The organism is Gillisia sp. JM1 (assembly GCF_000424645.1).
Lineage (GTDB): Bacteria > Bacteroidota > Bacteroidia > Flavobacteriales > Flavobacteriaceae > Gillisia.
In genome coordinates, this window is sequence record NZ_KE384218.1 from 403,728 (window position 1) to 420,623 (window position 16,896).

General features: G+C 35.8%; 16 protein-coding genes and 1 tRNA gene. 9 read left to right on the top strand and 8 right to left on the bottom strand.

All coding sequences use genetic code 11. The features are described 5' to 3' along the window. Positions 1-32: 32 nt before the first annotated feature. Both H033_RS0105085 and H033_RS22455 read left to right on the top strand, forming a co-directional pair. Positions 33-305, top strand: a complete 273-nt coding sequence (locus H033_RS0105085) for a hypothetical protein (RefSeq protein ID WP_026837322.1) — start codon at positions 33-35, stop codon at positions 303-305. Further along, positions 302-478, top strand: coding sequence for a sugar-binding domain-containing protein (locus tag H033_RS22455; RefSeq protein WP_081661858.1), 177 nt, complete (start codon positions 302-304; stop codon positions 476-478). The genes H033_RS0105085 and H033_RS22455 overlap by 4 nt, the downstream gene beginning before the upstream one ends. Here the strand turns inward: H033_RS22455 and H033_RS19605 are convergent. From H033_RS19605 to H033_RS0105125, 8 genes are all read right to left on the bottom strand, one after another. After that, a complete protein-coding gene (locus H033_RS19605; protein WP_231367553.1) occupies positions 443-2,335 on the bottom strand; it encodes a DEAD/DEAH box helicase in 1,893 nt (630 codons plus the stop codon). The two genes, H033_RS22455 and H033_RS19605, sit on opposite strands and share 36 nt — an antisense overlap. Positions 2,336-2,470: 135 nt before the next feature. Beyond that, positions 2,471-3,406 carry a TOTE conflict system archaeo-eukaryotic primase domain-containing protein gene (locus H033_RS22000; RefSeq protein ID WP_410503516.1) on the bottom strand — a complete coding sequence of 312 codons (936 nt, stop codon included), beginning with the start codon at positions 3,404-3,406 and terminating at the stop codon, positions 2,471-2,473. A gap of 11 nt (positions 3,407-3,417) precedes the next feature. Further along, the gene (locus H033_RS0105095) at positions 3,418-3,735 is read right to left on the bottom strand and encodes a hypothetical protein (RefSeq protein ID WP_026837323.1); all 318 of its coding nucleotides are present in this window, start codon (positions 3,733-3,735) and stop codon (positions 3,418-3,420) included. A gap of 182 nt (positions 3,736-3,917) precedes the next feature. Next, on the bottom strand, positions 3,918-4,694 hold the full coding sequence (locus H033_RS0105100; RefSeq protein WP_026837324.1) for a DUF3050 domain-containing protein: 777 nt from the start codon (positions 4,692-4,694) through the stop codon (positions 3,918-3,920). Positions 4,695-5,174: 480 nt separating this feature from the next. Further along, a complete protein-coding gene (locus tag H033_RS0105110) occupies positions 5,175-6,353 on the bottom strand; it encodes an acyl-CoA dehydrogenase family protein (protein ID WP_026837325.1) in 1,179 nt (392 codons plus the stop codon). A gap of 59 nt (positions 6,354-6,412) precedes the next feature. Further along, positions 6,413-7,078, bottom strand: a complete 666-nt coding sequence (locus H033_RS0105115) for a tRNA1(Val) (adenine(37)-N6)-methyltransferase (RefSeq protein ID WP_051227933.1) — start codon at positions 7,076-7,078, stop codon at positions 6,413-6,415. A 60-nt stretch (positions 7,079-7,138) separates the two neighbouring features. After that, a complete protein-coding gene (gene rimM, locus H033_RS0105120; protein ID WP_026837327.1) occupies positions 7,139-7,666 on the bottom strand; it encodes a ribosome maturation factor RimM in 528 nt (175 codons plus the stop codon). Between the two features lie 12 nt (positions 7,667-7,678). Then, positions 7,679-8,281: a 30S ribosomal protein S16 gene (locus H033_RS0105125; RefSeq protein ID WP_026837328.1), complete on the bottom strand. Its 603-nt coding sequence runs from the start codon at positions 8,279-8,281 to the stop codon at positions 7,679-7,681. 317 nt (positions 8,282-8,598) lie between these two features. Between H033_RS0105125 and H033_RS0105130 the strand changes: the two genes are divergently transcribed. From H033_RS0105130 to H033_RS0105160, 7 genes are all read left to right on the top strand, one after another. Beyond that, complete coding sequence (locus H033_RS0105130) at positions 8,599-9,045, top strand: ferritin-like domain-containing protein (protein WP_026837329.1); 447 nt, start codon at positions 8,599-8,601, stop codon at positions 9,043-9,045. A gap of 360 nt (positions 9,046-9,405) precedes the next feature. Next, positions 9,406-9,780: a PA2169 family four-helix-bundle protein gene (locus H033_RS19610; protein WP_316928645.1), complete on the top strand. Its 375-nt coding sequence runs from the start codon at positions 9,406-9,408 to the stop codon at positions 9,778-9,780. A gap of 179 nt (positions 9,781-9,959) precedes the next feature. Beyond that, positions 9,960-14,348, top strand: coding sequence for a DNA polymerase III subunit alpha (gene dnaE, locus H033_RS0105140; RefSeq protein ID WP_026837330.1), 4,389 nt, complete (start codon positions 9,960-9,962; stop codon positions 14,346-14,348). A gap of 358 nt (positions 14,349-14,706) precedes the next feature. Further along, positions 14,707-15,024: a thioredoxin gene (gene trxA, locus H033_RS0105145; RefSeq protein ID WP_026837331.1), complete on the top strand. Its 318-nt coding sequence runs from the start codon at positions 14,707-14,709 to the stop codon at positions 15,022-15,024. Positions 15,025-15,256: 232 nt separating this feature from the next. Then, the gene (locus H033_RS0105150; protein ID WP_026837332.1) at positions 15,257-16,186 is read left to right on the top strand and encodes a DUF58 domain-containing protein; all 930 of its coding nucleotides are present in this window, start codon (positions 15,257-15,259) and stop codon (positions 16,184-16,186) included. 83 nt (positions 16,187-16,269) lie between these two features. Then, a tRNA-Asp gene (locus H033_RS0105155) sits at positions 16,270-16,343 on the top strand. Between the two features lie 253 nt (positions 16,344-16,596). Then, on the top strand, positions 16,597-16,848 hold the full coding sequence (locus H033_RS0105160) for an Arm DNA-binding domain-containing protein (protein ID WP_034886115.1): 252 nt from the start codon (positions 16,597-16,599) through the stop codon (positions 16,846-16,848). Positions 16,849-16,896 lie beyond the last annotated feature (48 nt).

Here is a 16,896-nt window from a genome sequence, read left to right on the forward strand (position 1 = left end):
TTTCCCGGTGTATGTTGAACTAAACTTAAAAAATGAATAAGATATTAATCTTTATTATAGGTGTTTTTAGCAATGCCATAGTCTATGCTCAGGAAATAGAACTAAAAAATTGGCAATTCCATTCAGAAAAAGATACTGTTGAGCAATTTGTTGAAACCCCGCACACCTGGAATCTCCTGGATGCGTTTGATGATACCCCGGGCTATTGGAGAGGAACCGGATATTACACTACACAAACAACGATTACAAACCTTAATAAAACATATTATTTGCACTTTAATGGGGTTAATCAGGTAGCTAAATAAAAGTTAACAATCGAGAAGCGGGTACACATAAAGGAGGATATACAGCTTTTGATGTTGATATTACGCCATACATTATTAAGGGGAATAATACCATCACTGTGTGCGAATTAAAAATGTGCTTACACCTGTGGGTTGGCTTAATATATTATTTCATCCAATGTAGATTTCCATAGTATAAATCCTTTTTTGTTATCTGAATAATCGTGTATAATTCTAGTGAAATTTTCAGGGGTGTTTGCTAAAAAAGCCAGTCTTCCTTTTTCTCTAATAATGCTTAGTTGGTTGTCAATTTGTTTTACCTCTTCAATTAGAGATACTCTATTATTAGGTGATTGCCACATATAGGTAGCTTCTTCAGTGTCCAATGTTTCCAAAATTATATAATATTTCTTATTCCCTGCTAAAAGGAATACAAAGGAAAATGGATTTAACACAAAACGAATCTTCATCATCTGATTTTCGTGCCTTTCTGCCAAATATTGAATATGCTGAGAGTGCTTGTATTGCTTATTCTTAAGAATTTCATTTAACAACTCTTCTGCGGTCGGATAAATTTTATCCTGTCCTTGCAATTCATCTGAGGTCAGGATGTTTTTAATATTTGGACTGAATTGCTTAAGCAATCCTTTATTCAAAAACTGAAATTTCACTCCCTCAATCACCTCTTTATTGATATGTTCAATATCTGATGATAAAGCCTGTTGAGAAACCAATTTTCCATTTTCAAACTCGGCAAATAATTCTACTATAATAGTCTTTGATTTTAAAGTTCTAATGAAATATGTTTTTAGCGCCTCAAATTCTGGTCTTATTTCAATATTTTCAACCTGAAATTGAAGTTCGGTGTTCATCTCAACAACTGGATATTTGAACGCTACACTTCCATAGTGAAAGTCTAATTTCTTAATTGGAACCTTGATTTTCTTTTCAAAAGAAAACACATTATTCAGAGGAGTGGTAATTTCTTGTGGTTCATCAAACAAAGTTGCTTGCTTGTAAATTTTTCGGTAGTAGGTATTATGCTTAAGAAAAAGTTTATTCAGATAATCAATTTTATAGTCCCGATAATCGTAAATTATTGGATTGATTTCAGAGCGTTGCACTCTGCCAATATATTGGATCAATTTTCCTTCAAAAGAAAATGGATAGACCAAAAATAAACAGTTAATGTTATGTAGGTCTGTTCCTTCGCCAAAATATTGTCCAGTGGTTATTAAAACCTGAAAATTCCCTTCGTGTAATATTTTCCATTTATATTTTTTGGAAATTTCGGAATCTTCTCCAGTTAGCGTAATGACTTCATACAATTGTTTTAAAAACAAACACAGTGTATCAATATGCTCCTTTCGTTCGGTGATGATAACCGCTTTTTTACCTTGATTCAATTCAGTTTTTACATCTTCCAGTATCAGTTTATTTCGAGTACTATCGTGAACCAAAATTTTTGATAAAGTTTCAAAATTGTCTGTTTTTGAATTGTATGGGACATCTAATTTTGTGTTTCGGATAATGATTTGTGCTTGTTTATAATTTTCAATTTCATTGGGTTGAATATTGGCAATAATTTCTCCCAAATGTGTGAAAATCATTTTACCATCACTGTATTTTCTAAAAGGGGTAGCAGTTAATCCATACAGATAATATGCTTGTAATTTTTCAATCGTATTTCTGAAAGTTTTGGCAGGAACGTGGTGGCATTCGTCCACAATGATAGTTCCAAATTGATTTTGAACAGATTCAATTTGTTTTGGTAAACTTTGAATAGTTGCAACAGTAATTTGTTTGCCGATTTTAGACTTTCCTTGCCCAATAACGCCAATATCTTTTTTCGAAATACTCAAAAACGCTTCTATCCGTTCTGTCCATTGCTCCAATAATTGTTTTCGGTGAACAATGATAAGCGTAGGTTGTCTTTTGTCTGCAATTATTTTTAGCCCAATAACTGTTTTTCCTGAACCTGGAGGGGCTACAATTGCTCCGTAATCCTTTTTAGAAACAGTTTCTATTACTCCTAATTGATGATTTCTCAAAGTTGCAATAAACACTAAAGGGATTAATGGCTTTAATTTTCTTTCATCAACAAATTCAAATTCGATTTGTGATTCCTTGCAAAATCGTAAAAGCTTTCCGATAAATCCCCTTGGAATGAAAATTCCACTTCCCGTTTACTCAATCAACTTAAAATAACGGGCTGTTTCAAATGTATTTCTTCCTGATTTCTTTTTGATGAAAAATTCAGAGTTGGCGAAATTCAATTCTTCTTTCAAAAAATTAGTAAGGGTTGGAGGTAATCCAATTCTGCTTAATATTACATTATTGCTTAAAGCAATGCATAGCTTTCCACTTGTTGGTTTCGATTTTATTGTCTGAACATCAGGCGTTAATCCTTTATAAAGTTTGTCTAAATAATCTATGGAAACCTTTTTAATATTTTTCAGAAACTTCCATTGGTCAGTTTTCGGCTTAAAAGTTTCGGGGTCAACAAAGCAACTATTTCCTTTATCAAAGGTTGGCTTATAAAATGGCAGAGCTATAAGGTTTCCAAAACCTTTTCCCGAGAGGAAATCCTGATTCGGAAACAATCTGTCAAAACTGGAACTTTTGTCAAACATTGAAAATGCACCCGATTGTTCTAAAATGGAAATGAATATTTTTCGACTTCTTACAGCAGGATATGGCTTGTCAAAAAATATCCAAACGTGTCCTCCGTTCCCTGAACGAGAACGCTCCAAGTATGCTGGAACCCCTTTTTCCTTACAAGCTTTAAGAAAACTTATGGCTTCATCCTGCCATTTGGCTTTATCAAAATCTGCTGCTAGAAACCAAGTTGTATTGTCTTGTAAAAGTGGATAAACTCCAATCTGATGAAATTCATCCAAATGCTTTTGAATTTGCTCATCAGTAAGTTTTAAATAAGACTTTTCAGTAAAATCCTGAAATGTTCCTCCTCTCATTTTATGTGCCCGAAATCGGTAAGGGTCATAAAAATAAGCAGGCATATATCCCCTTTTGTTTCCTTTCTCCCAACGAAGAGCAAACACATCTTCGCGTCCTTTGAAGAGGGAGCGGAAGCGGTTGATATTGTTAGGAGCATTTTCCACTGTTTATTGAATTAACCCCAATTTTCATATTCTCGCTTGTCCATTGGAGTTTTTCTTATTTCAGCAATGTTGGTTATGATTTTCGCCAATATTTTTTTGAACTCTGTAAAGTCCACAGATTCTCCATAAAAAATATCATCTTTTATGTCATCAAAATCCTCCTCATTAAGCCATTCTTTGATTATAAGCTCCGCCTTGGCCAAATAATCGTCATCATTCTTGCATTGAGATGCTAACACACCAAACTGCAAAGTTAAATCGTGATTGAATTTTTCTGCTTCCGTGAGAATGCCATTATAGGTGGGTATTGATAAATCGTCTGTATCCATAGTATTAATTGTTATGTCCCAAAATGTCCCATATCATCAAAACGTGTCCAATTTTTATTTTTTTATAGCCACGTTCTTAAAACATGTGTAAATCTTACTCACGTTTTTACATCCCTTTTTTGAGTAATTCATACAACTTTGTGTTGATATAAATCACTTCTTTCCCTTTATTCTTTTCAGAATTATACCAGAACTCCAGTTTCAATTTCCTCCAAAATCCCGTTCCATAATTCAATTCTGCTTTCAAGAGCTTTTTGTGCAACTTCCCTTACTTCGGCTATTTTAGTTGGATCTTTCTCACATAATTCTTCTACCATTTGGAATGCCATAGGTCCATGCTCATCTGCATCTAATTCTATGTGCCTGTCAAAATAATATTTAAATAGTTTAAGATCTTCTTCTGGAAATTGCTGCTGAATGTTTTTTATGATCGAAGTGAACATAGCTGGAATTAAGCCTTCTCTTCCAAAGGTAAAGGCAGCGGCTATTTTATGAGGTTGTCCTTCAGAAATAATTTCGAAAGTAAATTTTAAAAACTGCTTGATACTTCTTGGGAGATCACTGGCAGCGATAACCAAATAGATATCTGTTCCATGAGTAACTTGAGATATAAAATCTTCAATTTTTACTCTACTCGCTCCGCTTTTACTCATAGCATCGAGGTACATTTCAAAATGACTTTGTCTTTTTCCAAATGCATTCAAGTCGGTTTCTTCCGCAAGAACGATCTCGTTTATCAGGTAACGTAGTTCAGGGTTTCCAACGGGGACCCACGGAGTAGTGGTTCTTGTCAAGTTTACTTGAAGCGCTTTTAGTAAAGACATAAAATCCCAAACTGCAAAAACATGATGTTCCATAAAACATCTTAAATGTTCTGGAGTCTTTATTTTGCTATAAAGTGGATGGCTTAGTAATTCGTCGGTTTGAGGCTTAAGGGCAGCATTAATTTCTTGTATCATTTTCAGGCTAACATTTGTGCAAAAATAAACTTAAGAGTTTGAATTTTAAAGCCTTTAAAAGGCTTTTTCAAAATTTTAACGATTGTATAATATGCTAGTTGAAAGTGAATTTTCGATTGTAAAACTGAGACCCGTTATAAAAAATTATCTAGCTGAGGAAATTGACGTAAGAAAGATGCTGAAACGAGTTCAGCATGATGGAAGTTAAGACCAGTATCGTCAACCTGTCCCGAAGCATCGGGAGTTTCAGGGTCTCTTATTCGGAGTAACTTTAAAAATTCTTCAATGGTAGCTTGTCATAGTTTTTGAAATTTTAATGTTCACATTTCGACAAGTTCAATGTGACAATTCTATAAATAAAAAAGGGCAGCTTCAATGAAGCTGCCCTTTTCAAAAAATCTCTTTTATAATCAAGAACCTCGAGGCAAGCCCGCCTGAACGTATCGGGCAGGCCTCGGGGAATTAAACCCTCAATGAGGATTAACTAAAAGCTGAGATACCTGTAATATCCATACCAGTAATTAACAAGTGGATATCATGAGTCCCTTCATAAGTGATCACACTTTCAAGGTTCATCATGTGTCTCATAATACTATAATCTCCGGTAATTCCCATTGCACCTAGCACTTGTCTGGCTTCACGGGCAATTTTTAGAGCCATATCTACATTATTCCTTTTAGCCATAGAGATTTGAGCAGAGGTAGCTTTTCCTTCATTTCTAAGCACTCCCAATCTCCAAGCTAATAACTGTGCTTTAGTGATCTCTGTGATCATTTCTGCTAATTTCTTTTGTTGAAGCTGAAATCCTGCAATAGGTTTTCCAAACTGTACACGCTCTTTGGAATATCTAAGTGCGGTATCGTAACAATCCATTGCAGCTCCAATCGCGCCCCATGCAATTCCAAATCGTGCAGAATCTAAACAACCAAGTGGCGCTCCCAACCCAGATTTATTTGGAAGCAAGTTTTCTTTAGGGATTTTCACATTATCGAAGATTAGTTCTCCAGTTGCACTTGCACGAAGAGACCATTTGTTATGTGTCTCTGGCGTAGAGAAGCCTTCCATTCCGCGTTCTACAATTAGTCCGTGGATTCTTCCTTCTTCATTTTTTGCCCAAACTACAGCGATATCTGCAAAAGGAGAGTTGGAGATCCAAAGCTTGGCTCCGTTCAATAAATAATGATCTCCTTTATCTTTAAAATTAGTAACCATTCCACTAGGATTAGATCCATGATCTGGTTCAGTAAGTCCAAAACAACCCATGAATTCTCCTGAAGCTAATTTTGGTAAATATTTTTTCTTTTGCTCTTCACTTCCGTATTTGTAGATAGGATACATCACTAAAGAAGATTGAACAGATGCAGTAGATCTCACTCCACTATCTCCACGTTCAATTTCTTGCATGATAAGTCCGTAGGCGATCTGGTCTAGACCTGCTCCACCATATTCTTCAGGAATGTAAGGACCAAAAGCACCAATTTCGGCAAGGCCTTTAATGATGGATTTCGGGAATTTTGCGTCTTGAGCTGCTTGTTCTATAATAGGAGATACATCTCGCTTCACCCATTCTCGAGCAGCGTCACGTACCATTTTATGTTCTTCGGTTAAAAGATCGTCTAGATTGTAATAATCTGGAGCCTGGAATAAATCTGGTTTCATTGGTTATGATTTTGTACACAAAAATAACCAACCTGCTAGTAGCAAGCAATTTAAAAAGCTTATAATTTAAGGTAAAACGGAGCGACCATTTTTTTATATTCTGGGGTGTAAATGTGTCTGCTCTCTTCTAAGATCAATATATCTCTTTCTATTTCCTTCTGAAGAAATTGAAAAGTGATCAAGCTGCGTTTCACTTTCGCGGTTTTAGTCCCTTTTACTTCAGTAATTTTATTTGGATAAAGTTTGTTTGAAGCAGCGATTTCTAAAATAGTAGATTCTTCTTCTTTCGGGACAACAAGGCTGAAAGTGCCATTTTCTGAAAGTAATAGGGAAACTCCATGAAGCAATTCTTCAAATGGAAGTGAGGCTTGAGATCTTGCCGTTTCTCTGGAAGTTGCAATTTCTGAAGTTGAGGTGGTAGGAAAGAAAGGTGGATTGCTTACTATTAGATCATACTTTTCGTCCTTCATTTCTTCAATAAATTCGTCGAAGGCAGCATGGTAACAAAACAATCTGTCTCCCCATGGGCTGTTCTCAAAATTATCTACAGCTTGCTCATAGGCATCTTCATCAATCTCTAAAGCATCAAGGGTTTCTGCAAAACTGCGTTGTGCGAGCATTAATGCGATTATTCCTGTTCCTGTGCCAATGTCTAGAATGGAATTGACTTCAGAAGAAATCGGAGTCCAAGCACCAAGCAAGACAGCATCTGTACCAATTTTCATGGCGCATTTGTCTTGAGCTATACTAAATTCTTTAAAACGAAAAGGGGTTTCCAAAATGGATTAGTCTAAATAAAGATCTATAAGACCTTCTGGAGTTTTAACAAAAATGATCTTATTCTTTTTGTCTAGTTTTTCTATGAATTCATCATTCAAGGGGATGAGTACTTGTTTACCATCCTTATCTATCTCAAACAATGATTGTGAGGTACTGTCATTTATAGCAGTGATCTTTCCAACGGTACCATAATTTACGTCTTCTACAGTGAAACCTATGATCTCGTGGAAGTAGAATTTGTCGCCATCTAATTCTGGAAGTTTATTAAGTGGAAGATATACAGCACATTTCATAATATCTTCTGCACCCTCTTCCGTATCTACGTCTTCAAATTTTACACGAAGTAAAGTACTTCGGTGAAGTCCGCTTCTTTCAATAAAAAATGGAACCAAGTTTTCGTTGTATTCAACGAAAACCGATTCCATTCCTGTGTATTCTTCAGGTTCATCGGTATCAAGTTTAATTAATACCTCGCCTTTAAAACTGAATTTACTAACGATCTTTCCTAAATAGAAACATTCTTCTTTAAGCATCGCTATTTAATTTTAGGCGTCTTTTTTCTCTTGTGCTTTTGCTTCTTCAGCAGTTTTTGAATCTACATCTTTTTCGGCCTGCGCTTCCAATTCTGCATTTTCACTTTCACCTTCAGCTTTTCCAGCCTCATTTACTTCTTCAGAAGCTTCTGTGGCTGCAGTTTCAGCCTCAGCTGATGCTGCCATACGCTTAGCATTCACTTCTTTTTCAGCATCTAGAGCCTTATTCTTAGCATCTTCTTGTGCTTTTGTTAAAGACTCTTCCTTAGAAGAAACAGATCCTTCTTTTTCATCTAACCAAGTTTTGAATTTCTCCTCAGCTTGTTCTTCAGTTAAAGCTCCTTTTCTAACACCACCAGCAAGGTGAGTTTTAAGAAGGGCTCCTTTGTAAGAAAGAATTGCACGAGCCGTATCTGTTGGTTGTGCACCATTTTGTAACCATTTTACAGCACCATCTACATCTAACTCAATAGTTGCAGGGTTTGTATTTGGATTGTAGATACCAATTTTCTCAAGGTATTTTCCATCTCTTTTTGCACGGTTATCCGCAGCAATAATCCAGTAAAATGGTTTCCCTTTTTTACCGTGTCTTTGTAATCTTATTTTTACAGGCATATTAAATTAATTAGTGAGGTTCACGACCTCTATTATTAATAAGTCTGCAAAGATACTATATTATTTGTTTTCCTGAACATAATTCAGCAACACAATTTTAATAAAAGCACCAAGCTTATTTAGCTAAAAATCATTTAATTAAAATAGACTATGGATAAGTGGTTTAGCTAATAATTAAGAATCTTTATCCATTATTATGGCCCCATGTTAAAAGCAGTTAAACTATGCCAAAGCCTGTTAAAGAGCTTGAAGTGAGCTCTTTAATCTTGTATTTTTATACCGTTGAAAATAAATTTACTAATCAAAAAAAACATAATATGAAGTATTCTGAAGATGTTGCAAAAAAATTAAACGACTTATTAGAGAAAAATTATGATGCAGAGAAAGGATATAAATTCGCTGCTGAAAAAGTGAAGAATCCTCAACTGCAATCATTTTTTAGTGAAAGAGCAAAAGAGAGATATGATTTTGGACATGAATTAAAGTCTGAGATCAGAAATTTTGGAGAGGCTCCAGAAAAAGGATCTAGTTTGGCAGGTGATGCTCACCGCACTTGGATGAATTTAAAAACCAGTCTTTCTTCAGATAATGAAGAAGCGTTTTTGGAAGAGACCGTACGAGGTGAAAAATCAGCTATAGAGGAATATAATGATGTTTTAAAAGACACAAACCTTCCTGCATCTACTGTAAGTATTTTGAAGAAGCAGAGAGATTCTATGACGGCATCTTTAAATAAAGTGAAGTCTATGGAGGATAAGCATTAGAAAGCTTAATTTCATAGAATAATAAAAAATATTTCCTCCCGGGGTATGCTTCAATTAGCATATTCCGGGAGATTTTTTATAAAAACGTTTTAAACTAAAATAGCTATCCTTCTAAACTCAAACATTTTTCTTGATTATATGCTATAAGTGTTAATTCCTGTTAAACTTATGTGAAATACGTTAATATACTTGCTATTAGTGCCTTTAAGCCTTGTGCTATATTTGGATGTGAGACAATACACATCTTAAAAGAATTTATTGAAATTTAAAATGAAGATAGATATTATGAAGAATTTTGAAAAAATTTCAAATAAGGTAAATGAATTATTAATCAAGAATTACGATGCCGAATAAGGTTATATTAAGGTAATTCATAATGTAGAGAACGATAGCTTAAAATCATTTTTTACAGAACGCTCGGAAGATAGAGGTAGATTTGCCAGCCAAATGAGAACCCAGATCCTAAGGTTCGGTGAAACCCCAAAAGAATCAGGTAGTTTTACTGGAACAATGCATAGAAACGGGATGGAATTTAAAACTTTATTCACGTCTAATGATGAAAAAGTTATTTTGGAAGAAATAATTAGAGGTGAAAAAGCCAGTTTAGAGGACTACAATGAGATAATCTCTGAAACAGATATCCCAGAAAATATAAAGACTGTTTTGGTTTCTCATAGAAATTCAATTAAGAACGTTATAAATAATGTTCCAAAAATGGAAGAAGCAGTAGCTTAGAAAATTGCTTGATAAATATTAAAACGCAACCTTAGGCTTGCGTTTTTTTTGTTTAAAATGTTTATAACTTTCGTTTTTAAAAAGGGTGAATAATCTGTAATTTTAGTGCTTCTTTCTATTAGAAGTCCCTTTTCTTTGCAAATGCATTTGCGAAGTTTTAACAGCACTAAAATTAATACATGTATTTAATTTTCGATACCGAAACTACTGGATTACCCAAAAAATGGGATGCCCCATTAACAGATTTCGACAATTGGCCGCGCTGTATTCAAATAGCTTGGCAATTACACGACGAGATGGGTAATTTGGTGGAGCATCAGGATTACTTGGTGCAGCCCGAAGGCTTCAATATTCCTTTTGATGCAGAAAAAATACATGGGATTTCTACTGAACTGGCACAGCAAGATGGTTTGCCACTTCAAGAAGTACTAGAGAAATTTCAAGCAGCCTTAGGGCGATCCAAATTTATTGTGGGACAAAATGTTGGCTTCGACCTTAATATCATGGGTGCCGAGTTTTTAAGAGAAGGATTGGAAAATCCTATGGAGGCATTTCCTGTCTTAGATACTTGTACAGAAAAAACGGCAGAATTATGTAAACTTGCCGGAGGTAGATATGGTAGATTTAAACTTCCAACACTTACAGAGCTACATCAGCAATTATTTGATCAACCTTTTTCTGAAGCGCATAATGCTACAGCCGATGTAGAAGCGACTACGCGTTGTTTTCTAGAATTAATACGAAAAGAGAATTTTACAAAAGAACAGCTTCAGGTCTCTGAAGACTATTTCGAAAATTATAAAGAAGAGAACCCTGAGCCATTAAAGCTTATAGGTTTAAAACATATCAACCTTAAAAAGGCTTCGGCTAAAATAAGGGAAGAGCTTCAGAAGCTTGAAAAAGTGGATGAGGTTAGTACCGAGGAGATTGAGGAAAACCTCGAGAAACTTGATGAAGTGCGTTTTTCACATCTTCATAATCACTCTCAATTTTCAATATTACAATCTACTATTAGTATTCCAAATCTAATAGAAGCTGCCACCAAGGAGAGTATGCCGGCTGTTGCACTTACAGATCATGGAAATATGATGGGAGCTTTCCATTTTGTAAAAGAAGTTGGGAACTATAATAAATCTATAAAATCTCTAAATGCAGCTTCCTTAGAAAAAGGAGAACCGGCAACTGGAAAAGAATTAAAAGCCATCATTGGTTGCGAATTCTTTGTATGTGAAGATCATTTAGATAAAACAAGAAAAGATAATGGATATCAGATAGTGATCCTTGCCAAGAACAAGAATGGGTATCATAATCTGGCTAAAATGGCTTCTATCGCATATGTAAATGGGTTTTATTATTTACCTAGAATAGATAGAAAAGTTATAGAACAATACAAAGAAGACCTTATTGTATTAACTGGAAACCTGTATGGGGAAGTTCCTGGAAAGATCCTTAATGTTGGAGAAAACCAAGCGGAGGAAGCTTTGCTCTGGTGGAAAGAAACTTTTGGAGAAGACCTTTATATAGAACTGATGCGTCATGATCTCGAGGAGGAAAATCGGGTGAATGATGTATTGATAAAATTAGCAAAGAAGCATCAGGTAAAAACTGTTGCAACAAATAACACGTATTACTGCGCAAAGGAAGATGCGAATGCTCACGATATTTTATTGTGTGTTAAAGAGGGAGAAAAACAGGCTACTCCAATAGGAAGGGGGCGCGGATATAGATATGGATTGCCAAATAACGAGTTCTATTTCAAGTCCGATTCTGAAATGAAAAGCTTGTTCAAGGATCTTCCTGAAGCTATTTCCAATATTCAAAAAGTGGTAGATAAAATAGAGCCTTTTGAACTTGCCAGAGATGTATTATTACCTGCCTTCGATATTCCCGAAGAGTTTTTGAACCCAGAAGATGTGGATGACGGCGGGAAGCGTGGAGAAAATGCCTATTTAAAACATCTAACTTATGTAGGGGCTAAGGAGCGTTATGGAGATCTTTCAGAAGATATAAAAACAAGATTAGACTTTGAACTCTCGGTAATTCAAAACACAGGATATCCTGGATATTTTTTGATTACTGAAGATTTTATACGGGCAGCGCGAGCAATGGATGTTTCGGTTGGGCCGGGTAGGGGATCTGCAGCGGGAAGTGCTGTTGCTTATTGTTTAAAGATTACCAATATAGACCCCATTAAGTACGATCTGCTTTTTGAGAGATTTTTGAATCCGGATCGTGTAAGTATGCCCGATATCGATATCGATTTTGATGATGAGGGTCGAAGCAGGGTAATGGATTATGTGATCAAGAAATATGGTTCTAATCAGGTGGCTCAAATTATTACCTATGGTACCATGGCTGCAAAGTCTTCTATTCGCGATACTGCCAGAGTTTTGGATCTGCCGCTGCATGAATCTGACAGAATTGCAAAACTGATTCCTACCATGTCTAAATTGGGGAAGATCTTTGGAATGGATGCTAAGGAGCTTAAAAAATCTTTCCGAAGTGAAGATCTGGAAAAAGTTAACGAGCTGTTGAATATTGCAGATGGAGACGATCTACAAGCACAAACCTTAAATCAGGCGCGAATTTTAGAAGGCTCTGTTAGAAATACCGGTATCCATGCATGTGGAGTAATCATCACGCCAAGTGATATTACCAATTTTGTTCCGGTTGCCCTTGCAAAAGATTCAGATCTATATGTAACTCAGTTTGATAACTCGGTGGTAGAAAGTGCCGGTCTACTAAAAATGGACTTCTTGGGGTTGAAGACCCTTACCTTAATAAAAGACACGGTTAAAATTGTAAAGGGAAGACATGATATAATCCTGGATCCAGATGCTTTTCCGTTAGATGATGAAAAGACCTATGAATTATTCCAGCGCGGAGAAACTGTAGGGATCTTTCAATATGAATCTCCGGGAATGCAAAAACACATGAAGGATTTAAAGCCTACAGTGTTTGGAGATCTTATTGCGATGAATGCGCTATATAGACCAGGACCAATGGAATATATTCCGAGTTTCATTGCTAGAAAACATGGGAATGAGGAAATAGCTTATGACCTTCCGGGTATGGATGAATACCTTAAGGAAACCTACGGAATTACAGTATACCAAGAGCAGGTGATGCTGCTTTCTCAAAAACTTGCTGGGTTTACCAAAGGTGAAGCCGATGTTTTGAGAAAAGCGATGGGTAAAAAGATATTTGCTTTACTGGAGCAATTGAAGCCGAAATTCCTAGATGGTGGAGAAGCCAAAGGACATCCTAGAGAGGTTTTAGAAAAAGTGTGGAAAGATTGGGAAGCCTTCGCAGCATACGCCTTTAACAAATCTCACTCTACCTGTTATGCGTGGATCGCTTATCAAACCGCTTACTTAAAGGCGCATTATCCTGCGGAATATATGGCTGCGGTATTGTCTAATAACATGAGCGATATCAAGCAGGTTACTTTCTTTATGGAAGAATGTAAACGAATGAAGCTTAATGTACTTGGGCCAGATGTTAATGAATCCTTTTATAAATTCTCTGTAAATAAGGAGAACGCCGTCCGATTTGGAATGGGTGCTGTGAAAGGAGTTGGTTCTGGGGCCGTTGCAACTATTGTAGAAAATCGAAAAACCGAGAAAGGACCCTATAAGTCTATTTTTGATATGGCTAAACGTTTAGATCTTCGAGCTGCAAATAAAAAAGCCTTGGAAAATTTGGCTTTAGCGGGAGGTTTTGATGGCTTCGGAAATCATAGAGCACAGTATTTTTATGATGAAGGAGACGGGATCACTTTTTTAGAAAAAGTGATTAAATATGCAGTGAAATTTCAGGAGAATGAAAACTCTTCGCAGGTAAGTTTATTTGGAGAAGCCAGTGATGTGCAGATCCCGGAACCTGTGGTGCCACCTTGTGAAGAATGGGGAGGCATAGGAAAGTTGAAAAGAGAGAAGGAAGTAGTGGGAATCTATATTTCGGGTCATCCCTTAGACGATTTCAAAGCAGAAATTCATTATTTCTGTAATTCGAAGGTTTCCGACTTTAGGGAGCAGGAGAAATATGTAAACAGTGAGCTTTCTTTTGGAGGAGTGATCTCTGAGGTGCAACATAGAACTTCAAAAATGGGGAAAGGTTGGGCTGCATTTTCCATAGAAGATTACTGGGATTCTTATGAATTCAGAATATTTGGAGAAGAGTATTTAAAATATCAGCATTTTTTGGTGCCTAACGCATTTGTGTACATTAAGGCATTTGTGAAAGAAGGATGGACCAATAAGGAAACAGGTAGTAAAAGTGAGCCTAGAATTCAGTTCAATAATTTTCAGCTGTTGCATGATATTATGGATATTTATGCAAGAAAACTTACTATTCAGCTGGATATAAATGAATTGAAAGAAGAAAATATAGATTCTTTAAAAGATATTTTCAGGACTCATAAGGGAGATCACAATTTGCATTTCATAATTTATGAAATGAAAGAGCTTATAAAACTGAATTTGACAAGCAGAAAGCAAAAAGTGAAGATCTCACAAGAGTTATTGAATGCTTTGGAAGAGGAACATGTGAAATATAAGTTGAATTAAAGGCATTGCTTTTATTTAATTAGACACTCATCCCCTCCTAAATCCTCCCCAGAAGGGAGGACTTTAATACAAAGAGCTTCGCAAACAGTTTTTGTTAATTTATCGAAGCTTAAATAATAAGAAAATATTCACAGTTCCCTTTGAGAAGGGCTGGGGATGGGATGAGAAAATTAATCACTCATCCCCTCCTAAATCCTCCCCAAAGGAGAGGACTTTATATAAAACATAATGATAAGCATAGGTAAAACGAAGATATATAAGACCATCTGATATATGAATAGCCAAATCCTATACAAGCGCAGTAAGGTTTAGCTAAATAATAGACTATTTTTACATATTAATTGAAATAAATAAAATTATGGCTTTAGAGATAACAGATGCTAATTTTGAAGAAACAGTATTAAAAAGTGAGAAACCAGTAATGGTTGATTTCTGGGCAGCTTGGTGTGGACCATGTAGAATGGTTGGACCAATTATAGAAGACATCAGTAAAGATTACGACGGGAAAGCTGTTGTAGGAAAACTAGATGTAGATGCCAACCAGGAATTCGCTGCTAAATATGGTGTGAGAAATATTCCAACAGTGCTTATTTTCAAAGGAGGAGAAGTAGTTGGACGTCAAGTTGGAGTTGCTCCAAAAGCCACCTATGCTGAAGCATTAGATGCTCTTTTATAGAGAACTTCAAATTTTAAGATATAAGCCTCGCTAAATTGAAATTAGCGGGGCTTTTTTTATACCTCAATGAGGGGTTTATTGCCCGTCCCGACGGCTCTATCGAGATGCCTCGAATTTTAAAATTATCTTCCTCCCCAACCATCGGGGACATAGCTCGTGAGCTTGCCCCGAACTTCTTGACTACAAAAAAATTATATTCCGTACCTTTCTTAGGTAATTTTAGAATTAAAAAATGTTAGAACAGGAAGTCCATAGATCGGGTGGTTTCATCAACTTAGATTTATTAGCCAGGCAGGTGGTAGAAGGTTTTATTTCTGGGATCCATAAAAGTCCGTTTCATGGATTTTCTGCAGAATTTGCCGAACATAAGATCTATAACAATGGAGAAAGCACAAAGCATATAGATTGGAAGCTTTATGCAAAAACCGATAAGTTGTATACAAAGCGGTATGAAGAAGAAACCAATTTGAGGTGTCATTTGATTATAGACAACTCTTCTTCTATGCATTTTCCTATTATGAAAACCTTCAATAGGGTCTCTTTAAATAAAATTGCTTTTTCTGCTCTAGCAGCAGCTTCGCTAATGCAAATTTTAAAGCGTCAGAGAGACGCTGTTGGTTTAAGTGTTTATAGTGACAAATATGAATTTTATGCGCCAGAGAAGGGAAGTGAGCGCCATCATCATATGTTATTGAATGAATTGGATAGGATGGTTGCCAATCCAGTGAAAAATAGAACAACAGATAGTTACACATACCTACACCAGATCGCTGAAAAATTAAAAAGAAGATCTTTAGTCTTCCTTTTTACAGATATGTTCCAAGAGGATAAAAAGGAGGAGGAATTATTTGAAGCTTTAAAGCATCTAAAATATAATAAACACGAAGTGGTGCTTTTTCATGTCATTGATAAGAAAAAAGAGCTCAATTTCAACTTTGATAATATTCCAAAACGATTTACAGATGTAGAATCGGGTGTTCATTTGGATCTTTATGCTGAAAATTTCAAGGAATCTTATCAAAATTCAGTCGAAAAATACTTCAATACGCTCAAACTACAATGTGGAAAATACCGAATAAAGTACGTGCAGGCTGATATTGAAGAAAGTTTTGAAAAATTTTTAACCACCTATCTTATTGAGAGACAAAAATTTGCGGGCTAGTGCAAAAATTAATCAAAAATTATTTTAAAAAACGTTTGTGGAATCTAAAAACAGGTGTATATTTGCCATCGCAATAAAGCAACGGTCTGGTAGTTCAGTTGGTTAGAATGCCTGCCTGTCACGCAGGAGGTCGCGAGTTCGAGTCTCGTCCAGACCGCTTATTACACTTCAAAATAACACTAAAAGCCTCTAAATCAACGATTTAGAGGCTTTTTTAATTCAATTAATCTCATTTGATATCAAATAAACCTAAGTAATTGGTGCTCAATTCGGTGCGTCTTTTTTTACTTTAAAAAGACTCACCTCGAAGCTCATAACGTACTGTTAATAAAAGGCTTACGCGTTTTCTTTAACACTTTTGAACTCTATCATTTCGTATCTTTCTAGTGAGCAATTTAAAAGACGCACCTATGGCAACTTTACTAAACATTCTTTTTTACCTTAAACGGGGAAGATCAACACCTGATGACATTTCAGTAATTTACACCCGAATTACTATTAACGGGAAGCGGTCTGAGTTTAGCACAGGCAGACAAATTGAGTTGAGAAAATGGAGTTCTGGAAGCGGTAATGCCAAAGGTAATTCAGATGAATCCAAGTCTATAAATAGGTATCTAGGGATCAAACCATATTATTGGGGAGCTCAAAAATTATGCATATAATTTAGTTAGTCTATAGAGGAAGAATTTCACATCTCTGACACCTCTAAA

Excerpts from the sequence above, each read along its gene's own strand:
- H033_RS0105095 (WP_026837323.1), bottom strand. The coding sequence starts at position 3,735 with ATGGATACAGACGATTTATCAATACCCACCTATAATGGCATTCTCACG.
- H033_RS0105160 (WP_034886115.1), top strand. The coding sequence starts at position 16,597 with ATGGCAACTTTACTAAACATTCTTTTTTACCTTAAACGGGGAAGATCA.
- H033_RS0105085 (WP_026837322.1), top strand. The coding sequence starts at position 33 with ATGAATAAGATATTAATCTTTATTATAGGTGTTTTTAGCAATGCCATA.
- H033_RS0105130 (WP_026837329.1), top strand. The coding sequence starts at position 8,599 with ATGAAGTATTCTGAAGATGTTGCAAAAAAATTAAACGACTTATTAGAG.
- H033_RS0105100 (WP_026837324.1), bottom strand. The coding sequence starts at position 4,694 with ATGATACAAGAAATTAATGCTGCCCTTAAGCCTCAAACCGACGAATTA.
- H033_RS0105150 (WP_026837332.1), top strand. The coding sequence starts at position 15,257 with ATGTTAGAACAGGAAGTCCATAGATCGGGTGGTTTCATCAACTTAGAT.
- trxA (WP_026837331.1), top strand. The coding sequence starts at position 14,707 with ATGGCTTTAGAGATAACAGATGCTAATTTTGAAGAAACAGTATTAAAA.
- H033_RS0105115 (WP_051227933.1), bottom strand. The coding sequence starts at position 7,078 with ATGAAAATTGGTACAGATGCTGTCTTGCTTGGTGCTTGGACTCCGATT.
- H033_RS0105125 (WP_026837328.1), bottom strand. The coding sequence starts at position 8,281 with ATGCCTGTAAAAATAAGATTACAAAGACACGGTAAAAAAGGGAAACCA.
- H033_RS0105110 (WP_026837325.1), bottom strand. The coding sequence starts at position 6,353 with ATGAAACCAGATTTATTCCAGGCTCCAGATTATTACAATCTAGACGAT.
- rimM (WP_026837327.1), bottom strand. The coding sequence starts at position 7,666 with ATGCTTAAAGAAGAATGTTTCTATTTAGGAAAGATCGTTAGTAAATTC.
- dnaE (WP_026837330.1), top strand. The coding sequence starts at position 9,960 with ATGTATTTAATTTTCGATACCGAAACTACTGGATTACCCAAAAAATGG.